Consider the following 19,108-nt stretch of genomic DNA (forward strand, 5'->3'; position numbering starts at 1 on the left):
TCGATTTTCTTCCGCCTGCCCCGCTTTAGTGCGACAGCAGCACGCAGCGCGCGGATTGGTTGATCAGATATTGCGTGACGCCGCCGAGGATCATCTCGCGGAAGCGTGAATGGCCGTAGGCACCGGCGACGATGAGGCCGGCCCCGACATCGCCGGCGACCTTTTCCAGTTGAGCGGCGGCCGTCACCCCCTGGCCGGCTTCCGATACCCGCGCCGTCGCCGTGACCCGCTGACGGGCGAGCCAGGCCACGACGTCGGTCACATCAGTCATCACGGCCGAGCGATCGTCGTCGCGCTCCACGATCTCGACAACTGTCACCTCCTTGGCCTTGCGCAGCAGCGGCAGCGCGTCAGCCACCGCCCGCCTCGCCTCCGGCGTATCCTTCCAGGCCACAAGTGCGCTGCGCAGATCGAGCCAGTTGACGCCGTCAGGCACGACAAGAACCGGACGGCCGGCCTGCATCACGAGGTCCTTGGAACTTGCGAGCGCGAACGCGTCGGAGAAGGCCGGGCTGCGTCCGCCGCCGACGATGATGTCGGCACAGCGCGCCTGCTCGAGGATGTGGCGCGCCGGAAAATCGATTGCGCCGCGCCATTCCACGTGGCCGCCGCGATTCCTTGTGGCGCCGCGGAATTGCGTCTCCAGCTCCGCAAGGCGTTTCTTGACGGACGTCTCGCCCTCGTCGATCAAGCGCTGGGCTGCCGCGCCGTCAGTGAAATACAATGGCGGGGCAAATTGTGCGGCTGCGACCCCGATGATTGCGGCCTCAAATCGCTCGGCGAGTTCGCCCGCGACCTGAAGGCGCGCCTCGTTGGGCTGGTCAACCGCCAAGCTGACCATCACGGTCGCGTATGTCATCCCGTCTCTCCGCAATCGAATTCCTGTGGAATTGTAGGCAGGCCGCCACGCGGCGGGATGAGATAGATCAAAGCGACGTGGCGCGCCGGTCGCCGGTCGCGTGTCGGGAATTCGTCAATGGAATCAGATATCGGAACTTGCCTCCAGCGCCCCCATGAGCGAAAATCGCGACGACCGAATTGACCCGAGCCCGCCAGGGAAGGATGGAGCATCGACTTGAGCCCGACGCGCGTGACCCATCCGGCTGACGATGGCCGCGGCGAGCATTTTCGGGTCCGAATCGAGGGATTTGGCGTCGGCACCTGGGACCTCGATCTCAGGACGCGCGGGCTGGAGTGGTCGGAAACGGCCAAGGCCCTGTTCGGCGTGGCCCGAGATCAGCCGGTCAGCTACGACCTCTTCCTCAACCGCCTGGAGACGAAGGACCGCGCGCGTCTCGAGCAGGCGATCGAACGTGTTGCCGAGCACGGCGGCGGACTCGACATCTCCTTTCGCGTATCCGGCGGCGGACAATGGATCCGGGCCCGCGCGGGCCTGATTCGCGACGACGCCGGCGCAGCCCGCCATCTCAGCGGCATATTCCTCGATGTCGGCGAGGAGAAGCAGGTCGAAGAAGCCCTGCGCACGCGCGAAAGCCATTTGCGCTCAATCCTGCAGACCATTCCGGACGCCATGATCGTCATCGACGGCCAAGGCATCATCCAGCTCTTCAGCACGGCCGCGGAGCGGCTGTTCGGCTATCCCGAGCGCGAGGCGATCGGCAAGAACGTCAGCATCCTGATGCCGGAGCCCGACAAGTCGCGTCACGACGGCTACATCGCCCGCTACCGGACGACGCGCGACCCGCACATCATCGGTATCGGCCGCATCGTCACCGGCAAACGCCGCGACGGCACGACCTTTCCGATGCATCTGTCGATCGGCGAGATGCAGTCAGGGGGCGAGCCCTATTTCACCGGTTTCGTGCGCGATCTCACCGAGCACCAGCAGACCCAGGCGCGTCTCCAGGAATTGCAGTCCGAGCTCGTCCACGTCTCGCGGCTGAGCGCCATGGGCGAGATGGCGTCCGCACTGGCGCATGAGCTGAACCAGCCGCTGGCGGCGATCAGCAACTACATGAATGGCTCGCGGCGGCTGCTCGCCGGCAGCGCGGATCCGAATGTCGCCAAGATCGAGAGCGCCATGGACCGCGCCGCCGAGCAGGCGGTGCGCGCCGGCCAGATCATCCGGCGGCTGCGCGACTTCGTGGCGCGCGGCGAGTCCGAGAAGCGGGTCGAGAGCCTGTCCAAGATGATCGAGGAGGCTGGCGCCCTGGGTCTCGCCGGCGCGCGCGAGCAGAACGTCCAGCTCCGCTTCAATCTCAATCCGGAGGCCGACCTCGTGCTGGCCGACCGCGTCCAGGTCCAGCAAGTCCTGGTCAATTTGTTCCGCAACGCGCTCGAGGCGATGGCGCAGTCGCCGCAACGCGAGCTCGTCGTGATCAACAGCCGGATTCCGGATGACATGATCGAAGTAGTGGTCTCCGACAGCGGGTCGGGCTTCCAGGACGACGTGATCCCCAATCTGTTTCAGACTTTCTTCACAACCAAAGAGACCGGCATGGGCGTGGGATTGTCGATCAGCCGCTCGATCATCGAGGCTCACGGCGGCCGCATGTGGGCCGAGAGCAACGCATCGGGCGGCGCGACATTCCGCTTCACCCTGCCAGCAGCCGACGAGAGCTGAGTGATGACGACCAAAGGGAATGTCTACGTTATCGATGACGACGAGGCCATGCGGGACTCGTTGCACTTCCTGCTGGACTCGTCCGGCTACAGCGTGCGGCTGTTCGAATCCGCGCAGAGCTTTCTCGATGCGCTACCCGGCCTCGTCTTCGGCTGTGTCGTCTCCGACGTGCGCATGCCCGGGCTCGACGGCATCGAGCTCCTGAAGCGCATCAAGGCGCAAGGCAGCCCGTTTCCGATCCTGATCATGACCGGTCACGGCGACGTGCCGCTCGCGGTCGAGGCGATGAAGCTCGGGGCAGTCGACTTCCTCGAAAAGCCGTTTGAGGACGACCGCCTGATCGCGATGATCGACGTGGCGATCCGCCAGGCTGAGCCGGTCGCCAAGAACGAGGCGATCGCTCAGGACATCGCTGCCCGCGTCGCCTCCTTGAGCCCCCGGGAGCGCCAAGTGATGGAGGGGCTGATCGCCGGCCTGTCCAACAAGCTGATCGCCCGTGAATACGACATCAGCCCGCGCACCATCGAGGTGTACCGGGCCAATGTCATGACCAAGATGCAGGCCAACAGCCTGTCGGAGCTGGTCCGGCTGGCGATGAGGGCCGGCATGCTCGGCGATTGAGGCAGGTCAAGAGGCCTCCCCTCGTCATGTGCTAGCAATTCGGCATGACTGCGATTTGCGTGCAACATGAGCGGCTGCCGATGGCGTCCTCTGCAAAGCCCACCGTCTATGTGGTCGACGACGATGCGGCTGTGCTTGGATCCCTGCGATTTCTGCTGGAAACCGACGGCTTTGCCGTGCGGACGTTCAAGAACGGGACGGCGCTGCTCAACGCCCCCGGCGTCCGCGACGCGGACTGCTATGTGGTCGACTACAAGATGCCCGACATCAACGGCATCGACCTGGTCGCGCGCCTGCGGCAATCCGACATCCGCACGCCCGTAATCCTGATCACCGGTTATCCCGACGAGCACATCTCGACCCGGGCCGCGGCGGCCGGGGTGAAAGACGTGATTTTGAAGCCACTTCTCGACGAGAACCTGATCAAGCTGATCCGCGGCGCCATCCACGACCAACGGTCCTGACGACCTACGGGTTTCTACGTAGGTAAACCTCCCTAAGATATCGAGCTAATTTTCAACCTCTGCAATCACGCGTAGCAATGGGCCATCAGAAACGGAGATGGCACACATGCTGACCCAGTCGCTCAACACAGAGGTGATCAACAAGCAGGTCACCGGCAAGATCGCCCCCGCCGCCTACCCCGTCTCTGACCAGTTTGGTGCGATCACCGGTCACGTCGGCCTGGTCGCCACCGAGTTCTCGTACCGGAAGGACGAGGAGATCTACGGTGAGGACGAGCCCGCCGAGTACGTCTATCAGGTCGTCACCGGCGCGGTGCGCAGCTACAAGCTCCTCTCCGACGGCCGTCGCCAGATCGGCGCCTTCCACCTTCCCGGCGACGTGTTCGGCCTCGAGTCCGGCCCCTCTCATCGTCTCGCCGCCGAAGCCATCATCGACACCAGCGTGCGTCTGGTGAAGCGCGCGAGCCTCGAGAAGGCCGCCGGTACCGACGTCCAGGTTGCCCGCAAGCTCTGGGCCATGACCGCGAACGAGCTGCGTCATGCCGAGGACCACATGCTCCTGCTCGGCCGCAAGACCGCCATGGAGCGAGTTGCAACCTTCCTGCTCGAAATGGACCGCCGCCTTGCGGTTGCCGGCATGATGGCGCTGCCGATGTGCCGCCGCGACATCGGCGACTATCTCGGGCTGACGCTGGAAACCGTCTCGCGCGCGCTGTCGCAGCTCCACACCCAGGGCATCCTCGGCTTCTCCGGTGCCCGCCAGATCGTGCTCCGCAATCGCCAGCGCCTGCACAATCTCGACGCCTGATTTCTTCCTACCTGCCACCTTCCTCGCCTGGCCGGCCGAACCCGTTTCGGCCGGCCGTTTTTCTTTATCCATCACTCCACTTTGCGCCGGGTCTCCGGCATCACCAGCAGGACAAGCAACAGGCCGGTCGCGGCAACACAGGCAAGCCCGACAAAAGCGGTGCTGCTGCCGAACTTGTCGCTGATAAAGCCGCCGAGCACGGTCGAGAGCGACGCGCCGATGCCGGTCGCGGTGCCGACGATACCCTGCGCCAGATTGAAATGGCCGCTGCCAAAGGCCACATCGGCCACGATCAGCGGGATCATCACCGCGAACACGGCCGCCGTGATGCCGTCGAACACCTGCACCAGCACCAGGAGATAAGGATCGCGCACCGTCGCGAACAGCAGGCCGCGAATCGCAAGCGCACCAAATCCGATCAGCAGCAGCGGCCGGCGGCCCCATTGCTGCGCCTTGCGCCCGACCGTCGGCGACATCAGGGCGACGATAGCCTGCGGCACGATGATGCAGCCGGCGATCAGCACCGTGGCCCACTGGCTCGACCGCGTCGTCACCACGCTCGCCATCAACGGCAGCATCGCCGCATTGGCGAGCTGCAGCAGCATCACGCTCGCTGCGAAGATCAACAGCGGCCGCTGCCGCACGAGATGCCAGATATTGGTATCGGCCTTGTCGGCCATTTCACGCGGCATCGCGCCATGGCTGCGCGCAATGTCGACCTCCTCCTCGCGGATGCGCGACAGCGCGATCAGGGTCGGGATTGCGAGCAGGAAGGTAACGAGGAATACCGAGCGGCTCGACAGCAGATAGCCGGCCGTTCCCATCACGGCGGCCGCGACGCCGTTGCCGAGTGAGGCGAATCGGGCGTTGCGGCCGAGCCGCTCGCCGATCGCGAGCGGTCCGACCAGGCCGAGGCTGATCGCGGCAATCGCCGGTCCGAGCACGCAGCTCGCCGCCGCATGCAGGGTCGCCGCCGCCACGACCACCGGAAAGATCGGCATGGCGGCATAGGCGAGCGCGACGCAGCCGATGGTCGCGACCGCCAGGCCCGCGACCAGCCGCTCGGATTTCGCGGCGTCGATGATCGCGCCGCCCGGCATCTGGCCGATCAGCCCGACGATGCCGCCGATCGACAGCACGAGGCCGATCTCGACCTGCGTCCATTTCTGCGTCGTCAGGTAAACCGCAATGAAAGGGCCGAAACCGGTCTGCACGTCGGCCAGGAAAAAAATGAACCAATCGAGCCCGCGCAGGCTCTGCCGCGACGGAGTCGGCGGTTCCCGCGGCTTGGAAGACAAAGGCTGGGCGCTGCGGCGTTCGCCGTGATGGTCCACCGGAGGAATCGGTTTCATGAACAAACTCACCGCCAGTCTGCTCCCCTCTCCTCAAGGCATGATCTGAAGGGGTTGCAGGGTGCCGGACGCGCCAAGCACCACGACGGGGGTGTCCTCCTTGTATTCGGGCGCGGCCGCGACCTGCGCCTTGGTCAGTTCGAGCGAGATGCTGTCCTTCTTGTTGGCGACCCTGCCGAAGTGCAGCGCGCCCCAGTCGACGACGATCTTGCGGCTGCCGACGCCGAGGAAGCCGCCGAAGTCGATGACCGCCGCCCGCACCTTGCCGTCGCGGTCGACGATGACATCGACGATACGCCCCATGGCCTCGTCGGCCGTGCTCCGCACGTCACGGCCGAGCACCCCATGGGCGTCGCTGGCACCGATGATGGTGACCGACGGCGGCGGCGCCGCCTCCTTCGGCACCGCCGGCACCTGGGGCGGCGGCGGCGGTGGCGGCGCATTCGGCTCGGTCTGCGCCGCCGGCGGATCGTCGGCGGCACGCAAGGCAACCGTCGTGATGCCCACGACGATCATCGCACTTAACAGCAACCGCCCGATGATACGCATGCGGCTTTCCTCCCGCTGTGACCTTGTTTGAGCATGATCTTTCCGGAAAACCGCTACACACTTTTCCGGATCATGCTCTAGCGCGTCAGCACAATCGACACCTGGATCTGGCCGCGCGTGCGCAGCACCTCCAGCGCCACGTCATCGCCGTGGCGGCGAACCCTGAGATCGACGCTGGACTCGCCGAGCCGCAAATCGTGCAACGCCACCTCGTACACGAACGCCGGCAAATGCGGATTGCGCAGGCGGATCTCGTTGCGGGCGACGTCGAACTCGATGCCGAGAGCTGCTTCCAGCAAGGTGAACGGCGTCGCGCTCGCCCAGGCCTGCGGCGCGCAGGCCACCGGATAGAGCGTCGGGCCGCGCCGCTTCTCGCGCCGGAAGCCGCAGAACAGTTCCGGCAAACGCCTCAGGTCCATATAGGACGCGGCATCGAACAGGCCCTTGAAGACATGGGCCACCGAATGCTTCAGCCCGTAGCGGGCGAGTCCCAGCGCGATCAGCGCGTTGTCGTGCGGCCAGATCGACCCGTCATGGTAAGACATCGGGTTGTAGCGGACCTCGCCGAGCGCCACGGTGCGGATGCCCCAGCCGGAGAAGAAATGCGGCCGCATCAGATCGGCCGCGACCTTTCGCGCCCGGTCTTCGCGGATCATGCCGGAGAACAGCAATTGTCCCGCATTCGACGTCCGGACCTTGCAGGGCCGCTTGGCGCCGTCGAGCGCAAGGGCATAGAAGCCGAGATCGTCGCACCAGAATGCCTGCTCGAACCGTTCGGCCAGGGCAGCAGCTTCGGTCATGAGCCGCGCCGCCTTGTCAGGCATGCGCAGCCGGAGCGCGCAACGTGCGGCCAACTGTTTTGCCGCGAAGACATAACCCTGCACTTCCGCAAGCGCGATATAGCCTTCAGCCAGCGCGCCATCGGCGTGGAAGATCGCGTCGTAAGAATCCTTCCAGCCCTGGTTGGCAAGCCCCTGCTCGGACGCACGTTGATATTCGACAAAGCCGTCGCCATCGGGATCGCCGGGACCGTCGATCCAGGACAGCGCCATTTCGATCGCCGGCCAAAGCTCGGTCAGCGTCGCCTCGTCGCCGGTACGCTCGAAATAGCGGCCGGCCAGCAGCACGAACAGCGCGGTCGAATCCACGCTGCCGTAATATTGCGCGAACGGCACTTCGCGCAGCGCCGCCATCTCGCCGCCGCGCATCTCGTGCAGGATCTTTCCGGGATTGGCGTCGGCGAGCGCGTCATTGCGCTTTGCCTGGAAATGCGCGAGCCGTCGCAGCACGCCCTTGGCGATCCGGGGGTCGATCCACAGCATCTGGAGCGCGGTGATCAGGCCATCGCGGCCGAACGTGGTCGAATACCAGGGGATGCCGGCATAGGGGTAGCGCCCCTGCGGCGTATCCGTCATCAGCATGTTGAGGTCGGCCATCGCCTGGCACAGCACCTCGTTGAAGATGTTGTTCGAGGTCTCGATGCTGGCGGCGCCCATGGTCGACTGGCGCATCTCACGGCGATGCGCCAATAGCCCTGCGAAGAACCGCGCGGGTTTTAGCGTCGGCGGCCGGTTGCAGGAGACCGCGACGAACAGCGATTTCGCCTGATGGGGCTCGAGCTCCAGCTGCCAGGTCGCGGCGTTGACCGACAGGCGGCTCGGGCGCGGATCAAAGTGCAACGCCGCCGCGCGCTCGGCTTCGTCCAGGCCGCGATACTCGAACACGACGTCGGTCGGTCCGTTCAGCCGGCTCGAGCCGGTGCCGCGACGCTTGCGTTTTTCGCCCCGCACCTCGAACAGATCGGCAAAATCACTGTCGAACAGCAGCGTCATGTCGAAGCTGGCGGGACGATCGCCGTGGTTCTGCACGCCGATGCGCTGATAGGCGGTGCCGCGCCACAGGAAGATCGTGCGCACGATGTGCAGCATATCTTTCTGCAGCACGATGCGCCCCTCGCGGTAGATGTCGGGATTGGTCAGATCGACGGTCAGCGCCGAGTTGTCGTCACGCAAATTGGAGCCGAGCAGCAACGGCTGGAGATCGTCGAGCACGAGCTCCAGCCGCGCCAGATAGCGGGTGTCGCAATGGAACAGGCCATCGGGGCCGCCGGCGGACGCGCCGATGTCGCCGTGACTGTCGAGCACGATGAAGGTGTCGTCGTGCTTGAGCGAGCGCCGCGGCCTGGCCGCGGGACCCGTCATGGGAATATAGAACGGCTGCTCGGCGACCACTTCCACGATCCGCGAGGCCACGGCGACCTGGGTTACGACTTCGGCTGACATGCGCTCATCCCCTGCGCTTGCTGTTTGCACATGATCTTTCGGAAAACGCTGCACACTCTGCGCTACGCGGCCCTCCGGTCCGGATCACGCGCCGTTGTCCAAAAACGCATTCGGTCGGGACGCAACTGACGAATTAAGCGGCGAACTTCGCGAGGCGGTTCATCTCCTGGGTCACCAGCTCGCGATAAGGACCATGGCTCTGCATCAGGCGGTCGGGCGATCCGTCCTCGATGACCTTGCCGGCCTTCAACACCAGCACCCGGTCGAAGTTGCGCAGCGTCGCCAACCGGTGTGCGATCGCAATCACGGTGCGGCCGCGCATCAGTCGCGACAGTGACTCGCGGATCGCCTCCTCCGACTCGCTGTCGAGCGCGGCGGTAGCCTCGTCGAGCAGCAGGATCGGCGCGTCCTTCAGGAAGGCACGCGCAATCGCGATACGCTGGCGCTGGCCGCCGGACAGCTTGACGCCGCGGTCGCCCACCATGGTGTCGAAGCCTTCTGGCAGGGCCTCGATGAAGTCGCAGCGCGCCGCAATCGCTGCCCGCAGCACCTCATTGTCAGTCGCACTGGGCCGACCATAGCGGATATTTTCCCGGATCGAGCGGTGGAACAGCGAAATGTCCTGCGGCACGACCGAGATGGCCTCGCGCAGGCTGAGCTGCGTGACCTTGGCAATGTCCTGGCCGTCGATGGTGATGCTGCCGTCGTCGACGTCGTAGAACCGTTGCAGCAGCGTGAACAGCGTGGACTTGCCGCCGCCGGACTGGCCGACCAGGCCGACGCGCTGGCCCGGCTGCAGCCGCAGGCTGAAGCGCTCAAAAATCGTCTCCGCGCCCGGATAGCCGAAGGTGACATTGTTAAAGGCAATCGCGGCACCGCTCTTGACCAGCGGCTCAGCCTCCGGATGGTCGCGCAATTCGTGCGGAACCAACAGCGTTGCAACCGCCTCCGTCAGCCGTGCGACGTGCTGGGTGACGTCGACCAGGGCGACGGCCAGATCGCGCGTGGCGTTGAGGATGGAAAGTCCGAGGGTGCAGACCAGCACGACGTCGCCGGTCGTCGCCTGCCCGCGCTGCCACAGCGTGATGGCCCAGGCGAGCAGCGCGATCGTCAGCAGCACGGTGACGCCGGCATGGGTCAGCCGCAGCTTCTCCAGATAGCGCAGGCTACGGCCACGGGCGGTCAATTCCCGGTTCACGGTCGCATCGAACCGCTCATGCTCATGGCTGATGCCGCAGAAAGCCCGCACCAGCGGCATGTTGCTGATGACATCGATCATTTCGCCGTCGACGACGGCAGCCTTGTCGGCGAAATCGTCGTGCAGCGGTTTTCCAGCGGCCGCGAGGCGGAACATTGCGATCACCATGCCGCCGGCGATCACGATCAGGCCTGCCGACATCTGGGGACTGACGGTTCCAATGAGCAGGATTGCCGCAATTGTGGCAATGCATGGCGGCAACACATTCCAGACGAACATGTTCTCGACCGTGAACACGGCATTGGATGTCGCGGTGATACGACTCGTCAGCATGCCGGGCATGCGATCGGAGAAATAGCTCGGCGCGTGCCCCGTCAGGTGGCGGAAGATGTCGCGGCGGAGATCGCCGGTGACACCGACAAAGGTGAAACTCGCTGTCCAACTCGCAATCCGCCACAGAAAGTTGTCGGCGGCGATGAGCGACATGAGGAAAATGAATGCCAGCCATACGCCGCCGCCATGCGCGGGGCCGCCGGACAAATTATCGACGAGATATTTGACGCCATATTGCGTGCCCACCGAACAGGCAACGGCGGCGACGACGGCGGTGAGGATCACCAGATGTGACGCGAGTCGCCGGCGGAGATAGCGTAAAACAAAGGCAAACGGCCGCCTCGCGTATCCTGAGAGTTGATCCATGTGGCTGCCACCCCGTCGTGAGAATTATCAGTGTTGCTGTTGGTCGATTGAACATCGACGGCTCCGGCTCGGTTCCGTCGCGGGCACATCACGACATGAGGATGCGGACGATCTGAGAAGAGGTGATGGCATGATCAAGACGCGCAGCTCGATGTGTCCAATAAGTAACGTTTGTTGAGAGGAACTTCGCAGATGCGGGAACGTTCCCTTACTTGGCATGCCGGTGCCGACAAGCGCTGGGGGTTTTCAACGCTCAAGCACACTAAGGAGATCGTGAGATGCGCATCGCGCAGGTAGCTCCGTTGACGGAGGCTGTTCCACCCAAGCTTTATGGCGGCACCGAGCGGGTGGTGCATTGGTTGACGGAGGAACTGGTGGCGCTCGGCCACGACGTCACGCTGTTCGCGAGCGGAGATTCCCGGACGTCGGCGAAGCTGGATGCGTTGTGGCCCAAGGCCTTGCGCCTCGACGGCGCGGTACGCGATCCCAACGCACTACATATGGTGATGCTCGAGCGCGTGCGGCAAAAATGTGACGACGAGGAGTTCGACTTCCTTCATTTCCATCTCGACTATTATCCGTGGTCGCTATTCTATCGCCAGCCGACGCCGTTCCTCACCACGCTGCATGGCCGGCTCGACCTCCCCGAACACCAGCCGGTGTTTGACACTTTTTCTAAAATCCCGGTGATCTCGATCTCGACGGCCCAGCGCCGGCCGGTGCCGCAGGCGAACTGGCTGCGCACCATCCATCACGGCTTGCCGGAGAATTTGCTGACGCCGCTACCGGCGAAGCAGGAGTATCTCGCCGTGCTCGGCCGGATCGCTCCGGAGAAAGGCGTCGATCGCGCCATCAAGATCGCTACACATTGCGGGATCCCGCTGAAGATCGCGGCCAAGGTCGATCGCGCCGACCAGGACTATTATGACGAGCTGATCAAACCGCTGATCGAGAACAATCCGCTGGTCGAGTATATCGGCGAGATCAGCGACCGGGAGAAGCCGGAGTTCTTGAGCGGCGCGCTCGGCTTACTGCTGCCGATCGACTGGCCGGAGCCGTTCGGCCTCGTCATGATCGAGGCCATGGCCTGCGGCACGCCGGTCATCGCATTCAACCGCGGCTCGGCGCCCGAGATCATCGACGAGGGCCTGACCGGCTTCGTCGTCGAGGACGTGCTCAGCGCCGCTGCAGCCGTCGGACGCCTGCCGCAACTCAGCCGCGCCGCGATCCGCAAGCAATTCGAGACGCGCTTCACGGCGCGGCGGATGGCGCTGGACTATCTCGCCGCCTATCGCAGCCTGATGGAGGAACAAGCGCCGCGGATCAAGCTGGTGAGCAGCGCGGAGTAGGAAGGTACGCCGCTTCCACGCTCTCCACTGTCATGCCCCGGCTCGACCGGGGCATCCAGTACGCCGCGGCTTCTCCGTATTCGATTGACGTCTCTGGGATACTGGATCGCCCGGTCAAGCCGGGCGATGACAGCCAGAGTGTGGATAAGGACTACGTCACCACCGCCCGCTTCGGTTCGACGATCTCGAACATCCGCGGGAATTCGTCCATCAGGCCCATCAGCTCGGCGAGCCGCATCGGGTTGCCCGACAGCTTGACCTTGCCGGCAGCGACGGCTTCCGGAAAGCTGGTCTGCTTGGCGATGACCTCGTCGAGCGTGGCGCGCGCCAGCGTGAAGCTAGCGTCGGCGTTCTCGGCTTGCATGCCTTCGGTATAGGTGAGCGCAGAGTTCTCAAGGTTGAGAACGAACGTCTCACCCGTATCGGAAAAACTCCAGTTCAGCACGATGCGCTTGCCTTCGGCCTTGGGGCCGTTGAGGCGGACCCCGAGCACGTCCCAGAGCTGCTCGGTGCGGAGCGCGGCGAGCGTCTCGCGCGGCATCGGCGGGCGCGGAGGCGTCTTCGGCATGCCCTGGCGCAGTTCCTGTGCGCCGAACAGATAGGCGTTGCGCCAGGTCGAGCTTTCCGCGGCGTAGCCGAGCTGCTCGAAGGTGTCCGCGAGCATCGAACGCGCCCCTTGATTGTCCGGCTCGGCGAAGACGAGATGGCTCAACGCCTGCGCCACGAAGCGGAATTCACCCTTGTCAAAGTCCTTGCGAGCGCGCGCGAGAATCGCGTCGGCGCCACCCATGTACTCGACATACTTCTTTCCGGACTCGACCGGCGGCAGCGGATCGAGATTGACGGGGTTGGCGTCATACCAGCCGAGATATTTTTGGTAGATTGCTTTCACATTGTGCCTGATATGGCCGTAATAGCCGCGGCCATGCCAGGCACCGTCAAGGCCCTTCGGCAGTTGGATCGTCTCAGCAATCTCGCTCGCGGTCAGGCCGTGGTTCATCAGGCGGATGGTCTGGTCGTGCGCGAACTTGTAGAGATCGCGCTGCTCGCGGATCATGGTGTCGATGCGCTCGCGGCCCCACACCGGCCAGTGATGCTGGCCGCACATCGCCTCCGCCTTGCCGCCCCAGAGCCGCAGCGCCTCGCCCAGATATTTTGACCAGGCCAGTGCATCGCGCACGTCGGCGCCGCGAAACGGCAGCAGATTGTGGAAATTATGCGTGCAGTTCTCGGCGAGATTCAAGACCTTGTAGCGCGGGAGGAAGAAGTGCATCTCCGCCGGCGCTTCCGAGTTTGGCGCCATCTGGAATTCGAATTCGACGCCGTCGATTGTGCGCCTGTCGCCGGTGGCGATGATCAGGTCGGTCGGCCGCAGCAGCGCCACCGATCCTGCCGCCATCGACTTGCCGAGCCCGCAATCGACCTGCCCGCGCGCGCCCTTGGCGAGGAACGGACCGAACTGATATTGCGCACGGCGCAGCATCGCCGGCCCCGCGATGATGTTCTCGGAGACGGCATGCTCCATGAACAAGTTCGGTGCGATGATCGGCACGCGGCCCGAAGCGAGCACATCTTCTTCCAGCACGCCGCGCGCGCCGCCCCAATGATCCGTATGCGTATGGGTGAAGATGACGGCCGCGACCGGGCGCAGGCCACGATGCTTGAAGTAGAGCTCCATCGCCGCGCGGGCGCCTTCGATCGAGGTCAGGGTGTCGACGACGATGACGCCGCTGTCGCCTTCGATCAGCGTCATATTGGCGATGTCGAGGCCGCGCACCTGATAGACGCCTGAGACAACCTCGAACAGGCCATGATTCATGTTGAGGCGCGACTGCCGCCACAGGCTCGGATTGACGGTGGGCGGCGCCTGTTCGGGGTTGAGGAAGCCGTAAGGTTCGAGGCTCCAGACCGTGCGCCCACCGGGATTGGTGATCTTTGCGTTCTCGATCGTGCCGAGGAAGCCGCGCGCGGCCTCGTCGAAATCTCTGACATCGGAGAACGGCAGGGCGTCCAGGACGGCCTTGTGCTGGGCGATGACGGAAGCGGATGCGTCCTTCGGCGTTTCGGTGGTCTCGGTCATGCTCTTCGCTCCCTCCCGTCAGATGATGTTCTTGTTCTTGGGTATTTCAGCGAAATGCCAGTCCGTCGAACCGGCCGCTGTCGCGCCATTCATCGATATATTTGAAATAGGCGTTTGGCCCGGCGGGATAGCCGACATTGAGCCGGGCTTGCGGGCCGGGTTCGCGTCCCTCGTTGTTGTAGTAGCCCGGCGTGCAGTCGGGCGAGCCGAGCATGCGGCCGGCGCCGGTGAGGAGCAGCTCGATCCAGCGGTCTTCGGCCTCCTTCGTCACCTCGACTTCGCCAAAACCGTTCTTGCGCGCGTGGCTGACCGTTAACGCGATGGTGCGGGCAGCATCGGTCAGATTGTGCGGCACATTGGAGATGAGGTTGGCGCCCTGGGCCGGCTGCACGAAGAATGCGTTGGGGAAGCCGTGGACGTGGATGCCGTGCTTGCTGCGCATACCCTCGGCCCAATAGTCCGACAGCTTCAGGCCACCTCGTCCCGTCAGATCGAAGCCGGCGCGCCGCTCATAGGCGGTGCCGACCTCGAAACCGGATGCGTAGATGATGCAGTCAAGTTGATATTCCTTCCCCGCGACGACGACGCCATTGTCCGTGATCTTCTCCACGCCCTTGCCGTCGGTGTCGACGAGATGCGCACCTGGCCTGTTGAACGCCTGAAGATAGGAGTCGTGGAAGCACGGTCGCTTGCAGAGCTGCCGGTACCAGGCTTTCAGCTTCGCCGCGGTATCGCGGTCGTGCACGATGGTGTCGACCCGGGCTCGGATCTCCTCCATCTTGCCGAAGTCGGCATCCTCGAAGGCCGCGAGCATGTTTTGCGGCGTCCTCTGCTCGCGGGGCAGCTCGATGATCTTGGCGCGAATGCGCCGGCCCAGATCAGTCCAGCCGTCCTGGACGAGATCGATCTCGGCGGTGCCGCCGGCCTGATTGGCCGTAAAATTCTCCAGCCAGCGCTGCTGCCAGCCTGTCGTCGCGATCCCTGAAAACCAGTCCGGATCGATCGGCGCGTTGTCGCGAACGTCGACCGATGATGGCGTGCGCTGGAAGACGTAGAGCTCCTTGCAGGCCTGCGCGAGATGCGGCACGCACTGCACGGAGGTCGCGCCCGTGCCGATGATGCCGACGCGCTTGTCCGCGAGCTTGTGCATCGGTTGACCCAAGGGATCGCCGCCCGTGTAATCGTAGTCCCAGCGGCTGGTGTGGAACGAGTGGCCCTCAAAGGATTCGATGCCGGGAATGCCCGGCAATTTTGGCACGTGCAGAGGTCCCGTCCCCATCCCGACGAACTGCGCCGTAAAGTCGTCGCCGCGATTGGTCCTGATCCTCCAGCGGGAGGCGGCCTGGTCCCAGTCGATGCCCGCGACCTCCGTGTGCAGCAGCGCGTTGTCGTAGAGGCCGAACTGCCGGCCGATGCGCTGGCAGTGCGCGAGGATTTCAGGCGCATGCGCATATTTCTCTGACGGCATGTGGCCGGTCTCTTCGAGCAGCGGCATGTAGACCATGGACGCCGTGTCGCATTGCGCGCCCGGATAGCGATTCCAGTACCAGGTGCCGCCAAAGTCCCCGGCCTTCTCGATGATCCGGACGTCGTCGATGCCGGCCTCCTTGAGCCGCGCCGCCGTCGCGAGTCCTGCAAAGCCGCCGCCGACGAAGGCAAAAGTGACGTGGTCAGTCTTCGGCGCGCGCGGCGTGACGGGCGTGTAGGGATCGTCGAGATAGTGGGTGAGTTGGCCCTTGATCTCGATATACTGGTCGTTGCCGTCGGGCCGCAGGCGTTTGTCGCGCTCCTCCCGGTACTTGTTGCGTAGCCACTCCTTGTCGATCGAAGCAGCCTGCGGGTCCCGGGATTGATCCGCCATCGTCATGGGGGAAGCCTTTCTGCGGCGTCTGTCGCGCCTTTCATTGTCGCTATAGGCCGCATCTAACCGCATCTTAACCCCGGTTCCAACCGGTCCCTTGTGTCCGGCGCGGCGCGCGGTACCATCGGGCCACAAAAATACGCCGCCCCCAGGAGGAAGGCATGGGCTGGAAGAGAGGCGCTCTCGGCATCGTCGCATGCCTTGTCGCGGAATTCGTAGTCGCGCCTGCTGCACGCGCGCAAAGCGATTATCCCAACCGTCCCATCCATATCGTGGTGCCCTACCCGGCCGGCGGCATCGTCGACATCGTCGCCCGCACCGTCACCGAGCAGATCGGCCGCGATCTCAAGCAATCGATTGTGGTGGAGGCCCGGCCCGGCGCCAACGGCAACATCGCAATGGCGGCCGCTGCGCGCAGCGCGGCCGACGGCTACACCTGGCTCATCACCGGACCCGCCGTGCTGGTCAATCCCACCCTCTACAAGGATGCCGGCTGGGAGCCGTTGCGCGACTTCACCTGCGTCGGACTCGCAGTCTGGAATGAGAGCGTGGCCGTGGTGCCCCCCTCGCTGAAGGTGAAGACGATCGCCGAGCTGGTGGCGCTGGCAAAGGCAAAACCCGGCGAGCTCAACTTTGGCAATCCCGGCGTCGGCACCTCGATTGATCTCACGGCGCAGAAATTCTTCCAGGCGGCAAATATCAAGCTCGCCAATGTCGGCTACAAAGGCCAGCCGCCGGCGCTGATCGACCTGATCACCAGCCAGATGCACTTTGAGATCGTCTCGTTGGCGCTGGCGCTTCCGCACATCAAGGACGGGACGGTGACGCCGCTCGCCGTATTCACCGACAAGCCCGTGCCCCAGCTTCCGAACGTGCCGACCATTGCGGAGGCCGGCTTTGCCGAAGCGGCCTATGTGCCCTGGTACGGCATCTACGTGCCGGCTGCGACACCTGCCCCGCTGGTCGACCGGATCCACCAGGCGATCAACAAGGCGCTGGACAATCCGGCCCTGCAGAAAAAGCTCGCGGTCGCCGACATTCCGGGCAAGCCGATGGCGCTCGGCGAACTCGCCACGCTGATGAAGAGCGATTACGACAAGCTTGCGGCGATCGTGAAGGCGAGCGGCATGGTCGGCCAGTAAGGCCGGACCACGCCGCCGTCGCTCAGCCTGAGTGCATGCCGAGCACGCGCGGCAACCACAACGTCAGGTCGGGCCAGTAGGTCACGACGACGAGGAAAGCGAGCATCGTCAGCAGCCACGGCATGACCGCCACCGCGAGCTCGGTGATGCGCATTCGCGCTATCATCGAGGCGACATATAAGTTCAAGCCTACAGGGGGGTGGCAAAGGCCAACCTCCATGTTGACGTCGATCACGATGCCGAAATGGACGAGATCGATGCCGAGCTTCTTGGCCGCCGGCGCTAGGATCGGCGCCATGATCAGGATGATCGAGTTCGGCTCCATGAAGTTGCCGGCGAGCAGCAGCAGGATGTTGACCACCAGCAGGAAGCCGACCCAGCCGAGATTCTGCGCCGCGATCCAGTCGGCCAGCGTCGCCGGCAGGTTCTCGTTGGAGAGCACGAAGGAGAACAGCACCGCGTTGGTGACGATGTAGAGCAGCATCGCACTGGTGTTGGCGGCGCGCAGGAGCACCCGCGGCACGTCCTTCAGACCTATGGCCTTGTAGACGAAGACCGAAATGAAGAACGAGTAGACCGCGGCCATCGCGGCGGCTTCGGTGGCCGTGAACAGGCCGCTATAGATGCCGCCGATGATGATGACGACCAGCATCAAGCCCCAGATGCTCTCGCGGAAGGTGCGCACCGTCTCGCTCCAGCTCGCCTTGGGCAGGCGCGGATAGTCGCGCTTGCGTGCGATCCACCAGGTGACGATGCACAGCATCGTGGTGAGCATCGTGCCGGGCAACAGGCCGGCGACGAACAGCGCGCCGATCGAGGTGTTGGTCGCGACCGCATAGACGATCTTCGGGATCGACGGCAGCATCAGGATGCCGAGCGAGCCGGCAACCGTGATGATGCCCGCGCCGAAGCGCATGGGGTAGCCGTGACGGACCATCTCCGGCAGCACGATCGCGCCGATGGCAGCAACGGTCGCGACGCTCGATCCGCACACCAGCGCGAACATCGCACAGGCGACGATGCCGGCGAGACCGAGGCCGCCATACCAGTGCCCGATCAGCGAGGTGGCAAAATTGATCATGCGGCGCGCGACGCCGCCGTGGGTCAGGAAGTTGCCGGCGAGGATAAAGAACGGGATCGCCATGATCTCAAAGCTCTCGATGCCCGTGAAGAGCTTCATCGAGACCGCTTCGATCGGCACCGTCGTCAGCGTGAACAGGAACGTCATCACGGTGAGGCCGAGCGCGATGGAGACCGGCACGCCGGTCAGCATCAGCGCGATCAGCAGCGCGAATACCGTGGCCGCGCGCAGCGCAGGCGGCAGCACGATGATGCCGGCCTTCTCGCCGAGACAGATCGCCAGGATCAGGATCGGCGCCAGGATCAGGATGACACCAAGCGGACTGACCTTGCGGGCGGCAGCCTTGGTGGCGGCGCCTGCGGGCTGCGGATGCAGCGCGGGCGAGCCGTCGGCCTGCACGCCCTCGACATGGCTTTCGTCGTGATGCGGCAACTGGCCGGTCCAGTAGTAGAACCACGCGACCTGGAGGAAGCGGTAGCACATCAGGCTGGAGCCGAGCGGGATCGCCGAATAGATGATCCACATCGGCGCTTCGAGGTCGTTCGACTGCTGACCGGTGTGGAACATGCCGCCCACGAAGGAGTAGCCGAAAGCCGCGATCATGCCGGTGAAGAACGCGCCACACAGCAGCGCAAACAGGATGACGTGCTTGCGGGAGTGCTCGGGCAGCCGGTTGACCAGGAGGTCGACGCCGACATGGATGCCGGTGCGCACGCCGTAGGCGGCGCCGAACTTCGCCATCCAGATGAACATGTAGATGCAAAGTTCCTGCGCCCAGGACACGTCGAGCGCGGCAAGCCAGGTGAACGTGGCGTTGGCGGGGACGGCGATGAAGGTCAATCCGCGCGCGGTCGCCCATCGCGCGATGTCGATCGAGAGGCCGGTCCCGTAGCGGTGCAGAACGGCGAAGAAGATCAGCGTCGTTGCGGCCGCGATGAGGGTGGCGATCAGCCATTCCTCAAGATGGTCGAGCACGCGATTGATCACACGAAGCACGAGAGTCCCCCCATTCTCAGACCGAAACGGCCGGGAGCGCGA

14 protein-coding genes are annotated in these 19,108 nt (G+C 64.4%); 6 read left to right on the forward strand and 8 right to left on the reverse strand.

All coding sequences use genetic code 11. The annotated features are described in order from the left end of the window. Positions 1-25: 25 nt before the first annotated feature. Entirely contained in the window at positions 26-859 is an 834-nt protein-coding gene (locus KUF59_RS30795) for a universal stress protein (protein WP_212455943.1), read from the reverse strand. 216 nt (positions 860-1,075) lie between these two features. On the opposite strand from KUF59_RS30795, the gene fixL reads away from it, so the two are divergent. From fixL to KUF59_RS30815, 4 genes are all read left to right on the forward strand, one after another. Then, a complete protein-coding gene (fixL, locus tag KUF59_RS30800; RefSeq protein WP_212455944.1) occupies positions 1,076-2,584 on the forward strand; it encodes a sensor protein FixL in 1,509 nt (502 codons plus the stop codon). A gap of 3 nt (positions 2,585-2,587) precedes the next feature. After that, a complete protein-coding gene (fixJ, locus tag KUF59_RS30805; protein ID WP_212455945.1) occupies positions 2,588-3,205 on the forward strand; it encodes a response regulator FixJ in 618 nt (205 codons plus the stop codon). A gap of 44 nt (positions 3,206-3,249) precedes the next feature. Further along, entirely contained in the window at positions 3,250-3,669 is a 420-nt protein-coding gene (locus tag KUF59_RS30810) for a response regulator (RefSeq protein WP_249139994.1), read from the forward strand. Positions 3,670-3,775: 106 nt separating this feature from the next. Further along, positions 3,776-4,477, forward strand: a complete 702-nt coding sequence (locus KUF59_RS30815) for a helix-turn-helix domain-containing protein (RefSeq protein ID WP_212455946.1) — start codon at positions 3,776-3,778, stop codon at positions 4,475-4,477. A gap of 71 nt (positions 4,478-4,548) precedes the next feature. Here KUF59_RS30815 and KUF59_RS30820 read toward each other — a convergent pair whose 3' ends face one another. The 4 genes from KUF59_RS30820 to KUF59_RS30835 form a co-directional block, all read right to left on the reverse strand. Then, the gene (locus tag KUF59_RS30820; RefSeq protein WP_249139995.1) at positions 4,549-5,829 is read right to left on the reverse strand and encodes an MFS transporter; all 1,281 of its coding nucleotides are present in this window, start codon (positions 5,827-5,829) and stop codon (positions 4,549-4,551) included. Positions 5,830-5,862: 33 nt separating this feature from the next. Further along, on the reverse strand, positions 5,863-6,378 hold the full coding sequence (locus KUF59_RS30825; RefSeq protein WP_212455947.1) for a PRC-barrel domain-containing protein: 516 nt from the start codon (positions 6,376-6,378) through the stop codon (positions 5,863-5,865). A 77-nt stretch (positions 6,379-6,455) separates the two neighbouring features. Beyond that, complete coding sequence (locus tag KUF59_RS30830) at positions 6,456-8,660, reverse strand: amylo-alpha-1,6-glucosidase (RefSeq protein ID WP_212455948.1); 2,205 nt, start codon at positions 8,658-8,660, stop codon at positions 6,456-6,458. 133 nt (positions 8,661-8,793) lie between these two features. After that, positions 8,794-10,557, reverse strand: a complete 1,764-nt coding sequence (locus tag KUF59_RS30835) for an ABC transporter ATP-binding protein (RefSeq protein ID WP_212455949.1) — start codon at positions 10,555-10,557, stop codon at positions 8,794-8,796. Positions 10,558-10,835: 278 nt separating this feature from the next. Here KUF59_RS30835 and KUF59_RS30840 point away from each other — a divergent pair, with 278 nt between their 5' ends. Then, the gene (locus KUF59_RS30840; protein ID WP_212455950.1) at positions 10,836-11,906 is read left to right on the forward strand and encodes a glycosyltransferase family 4 protein; all 1,071 of its coding nucleotides are present in this window, start codon (positions 10,836-10,838) and stop codon (positions 11,904-11,906) included. 151 nt (positions 11,907-12,057) lie between these two features. Here the strand turns inward: KUF59_RS30840 and KUF59_RS30845 are convergent, their stop codons facing one another. Then, positions 12,058-13,986: an alkyl/aryl-sulfatase gene (locus tag KUF59_RS30845; protein WP_258767305.1), complete on the reverse strand. Its 1,929-nt coding sequence runs from the start codon at positions 13,984-13,986 to the stop codon at positions 12,058-12,060. A gap of 46 nt (positions 13,987-14,032) precedes the next feature. Then, positions 14,033-15,853, reverse strand: a complete 1,821-nt coding sequence (locus KUF59_RS30850) for a flavin-containing monooxygenase (protein ID WP_212455952.1) — start codon at positions 15,851-15,853, stop codon at positions 14,033-14,035. Between the two features lie 155 nt (positions 15,854-16,008). Here KUF59_RS30850 and KUF59_RS30855 point away from each other — a divergent pair, with 155 nt between their 5' ends. Beyond that, complete coding sequence (locus tag KUF59_RS30855; RefSeq protein WP_212455953.1) at positions 16,009-16,989, forward strand: Bug family tripartite tricarboxylate transporter substrate binding protein; 981 nt, start codon at positions 16,009-16,011, stop codon at positions 16,987-16,989. A gap of 22 nt (positions 16,990-17,011) precedes the next feature. Here the strand turns inward: KUF59_RS30855 and KUF59_RS44540 are convergent, their stop codons facing one another. Next, on the reverse strand, positions 17,012-19,066 hold the full coding sequence (locus KUF59_RS44540) for a TRAP transporter large permease (protein WP_212455954.1): 2,055 nt from the start codon (positions 19,064-19,066) through the stop codon (positions 17,012-17,014). Positions 19,067-19,108: the final 42 nt, after the last annotated feature.

The sequence above is a fragment of the Bradyrhizobium arachidis genome, assembly GCF_024758505.1.
GTDB lineage: Bacteria > Pseudomonadota > Alphaproteobacteria > Rhizobiales > Xanthobacteraceae > Bradyrhizobium > Bradyrhizobium manausense_C.

Bases quoted from the DNA above. Each gene is read 5' to 3' on its own strand.
- KUF59_RS30795 (WP_212455943.1), bottom strand. From the start codon at position 859: ATGACATACGCGACCGTGATGGTCAGCTTGGCGGTTGACCAGCCCAAC.
- fixJ (WP_212455945.1), top strand. From the start codon at position 2,588: ATGACGACCAAAGGGAATGTCTACGTTATCGATGACGACGAGGCCATG.
- KUF59_RS30810 (WP_249139994.1), top strand. From the start codon at position 3,250: ATGACTGCGATTTGCGTGCAACATGAGCGGCTGCCGATGGCGTCCTCT.
- KUF59_RS30815 (WP_212455946.1), top strand. From the start codon at position 3,776: ATGCTGACCCAGTCGCTCAACACAGAGGTGATCAACAAGCAGGTCACC.
- KUF59_RS30820 (WP_249139995.1), bottom strand. From the start codon at position 5,829: ATGAAACCGATTCCTCCGGTGGACCATCACGGCGAACGCCGCAGCGCC.
- KUF59_RS30825 (WP_212455947.1), bottom strand. From the start codon at position 6,378: ATGCGTATCATCGGGCGGTTGCTGTTAAGTGCGATGATCGTCGTGGGC.
- KUF59_RS30830 (WP_212455948.1), bottom strand. From the start codon at position 8,660: ATGTCAGCCGAAGTCGTAACCCAGGTCGCCGTGGCCTCGCGGATCGTG.
- KUF59_RS30835 (WP_212455949.1), bottom strand. From the start codon at position 10,557: ATGGATCAACTCTCAGGATACGCGAGGCGGCCGTTTGCCTTTGTTTTA.
- KUF59_RS30840 (WP_212455950.1), top strand. From the start codon at position 10,836: ATGCGCATCGCGCAGGTAGCTCCGTTGACGGAGGCTGTTCCACCCAAG.
- KUF59_RS30845 (WP_258767305.1), bottom strand. From the start codon at position 13,986: ATGACCGAGACCACCGAAACGCCGAAGGACGCATCCGCTTCCGTCATC.
- KUF59_RS30850 (WP_212455952.1), bottom strand. From the start codon at position 15,853: ATGACGATGGCGGATCAATCCCGGGACCCGCAGGCTGCTTCGATCGAC.
- KUF59_RS30855 (WP_212455953.1), top strand. From the start codon at position 16,009: ATGGGCTGGAAGAGAGGCGCTCTCGGCATCGTCGCATGCCTTGTCGCG.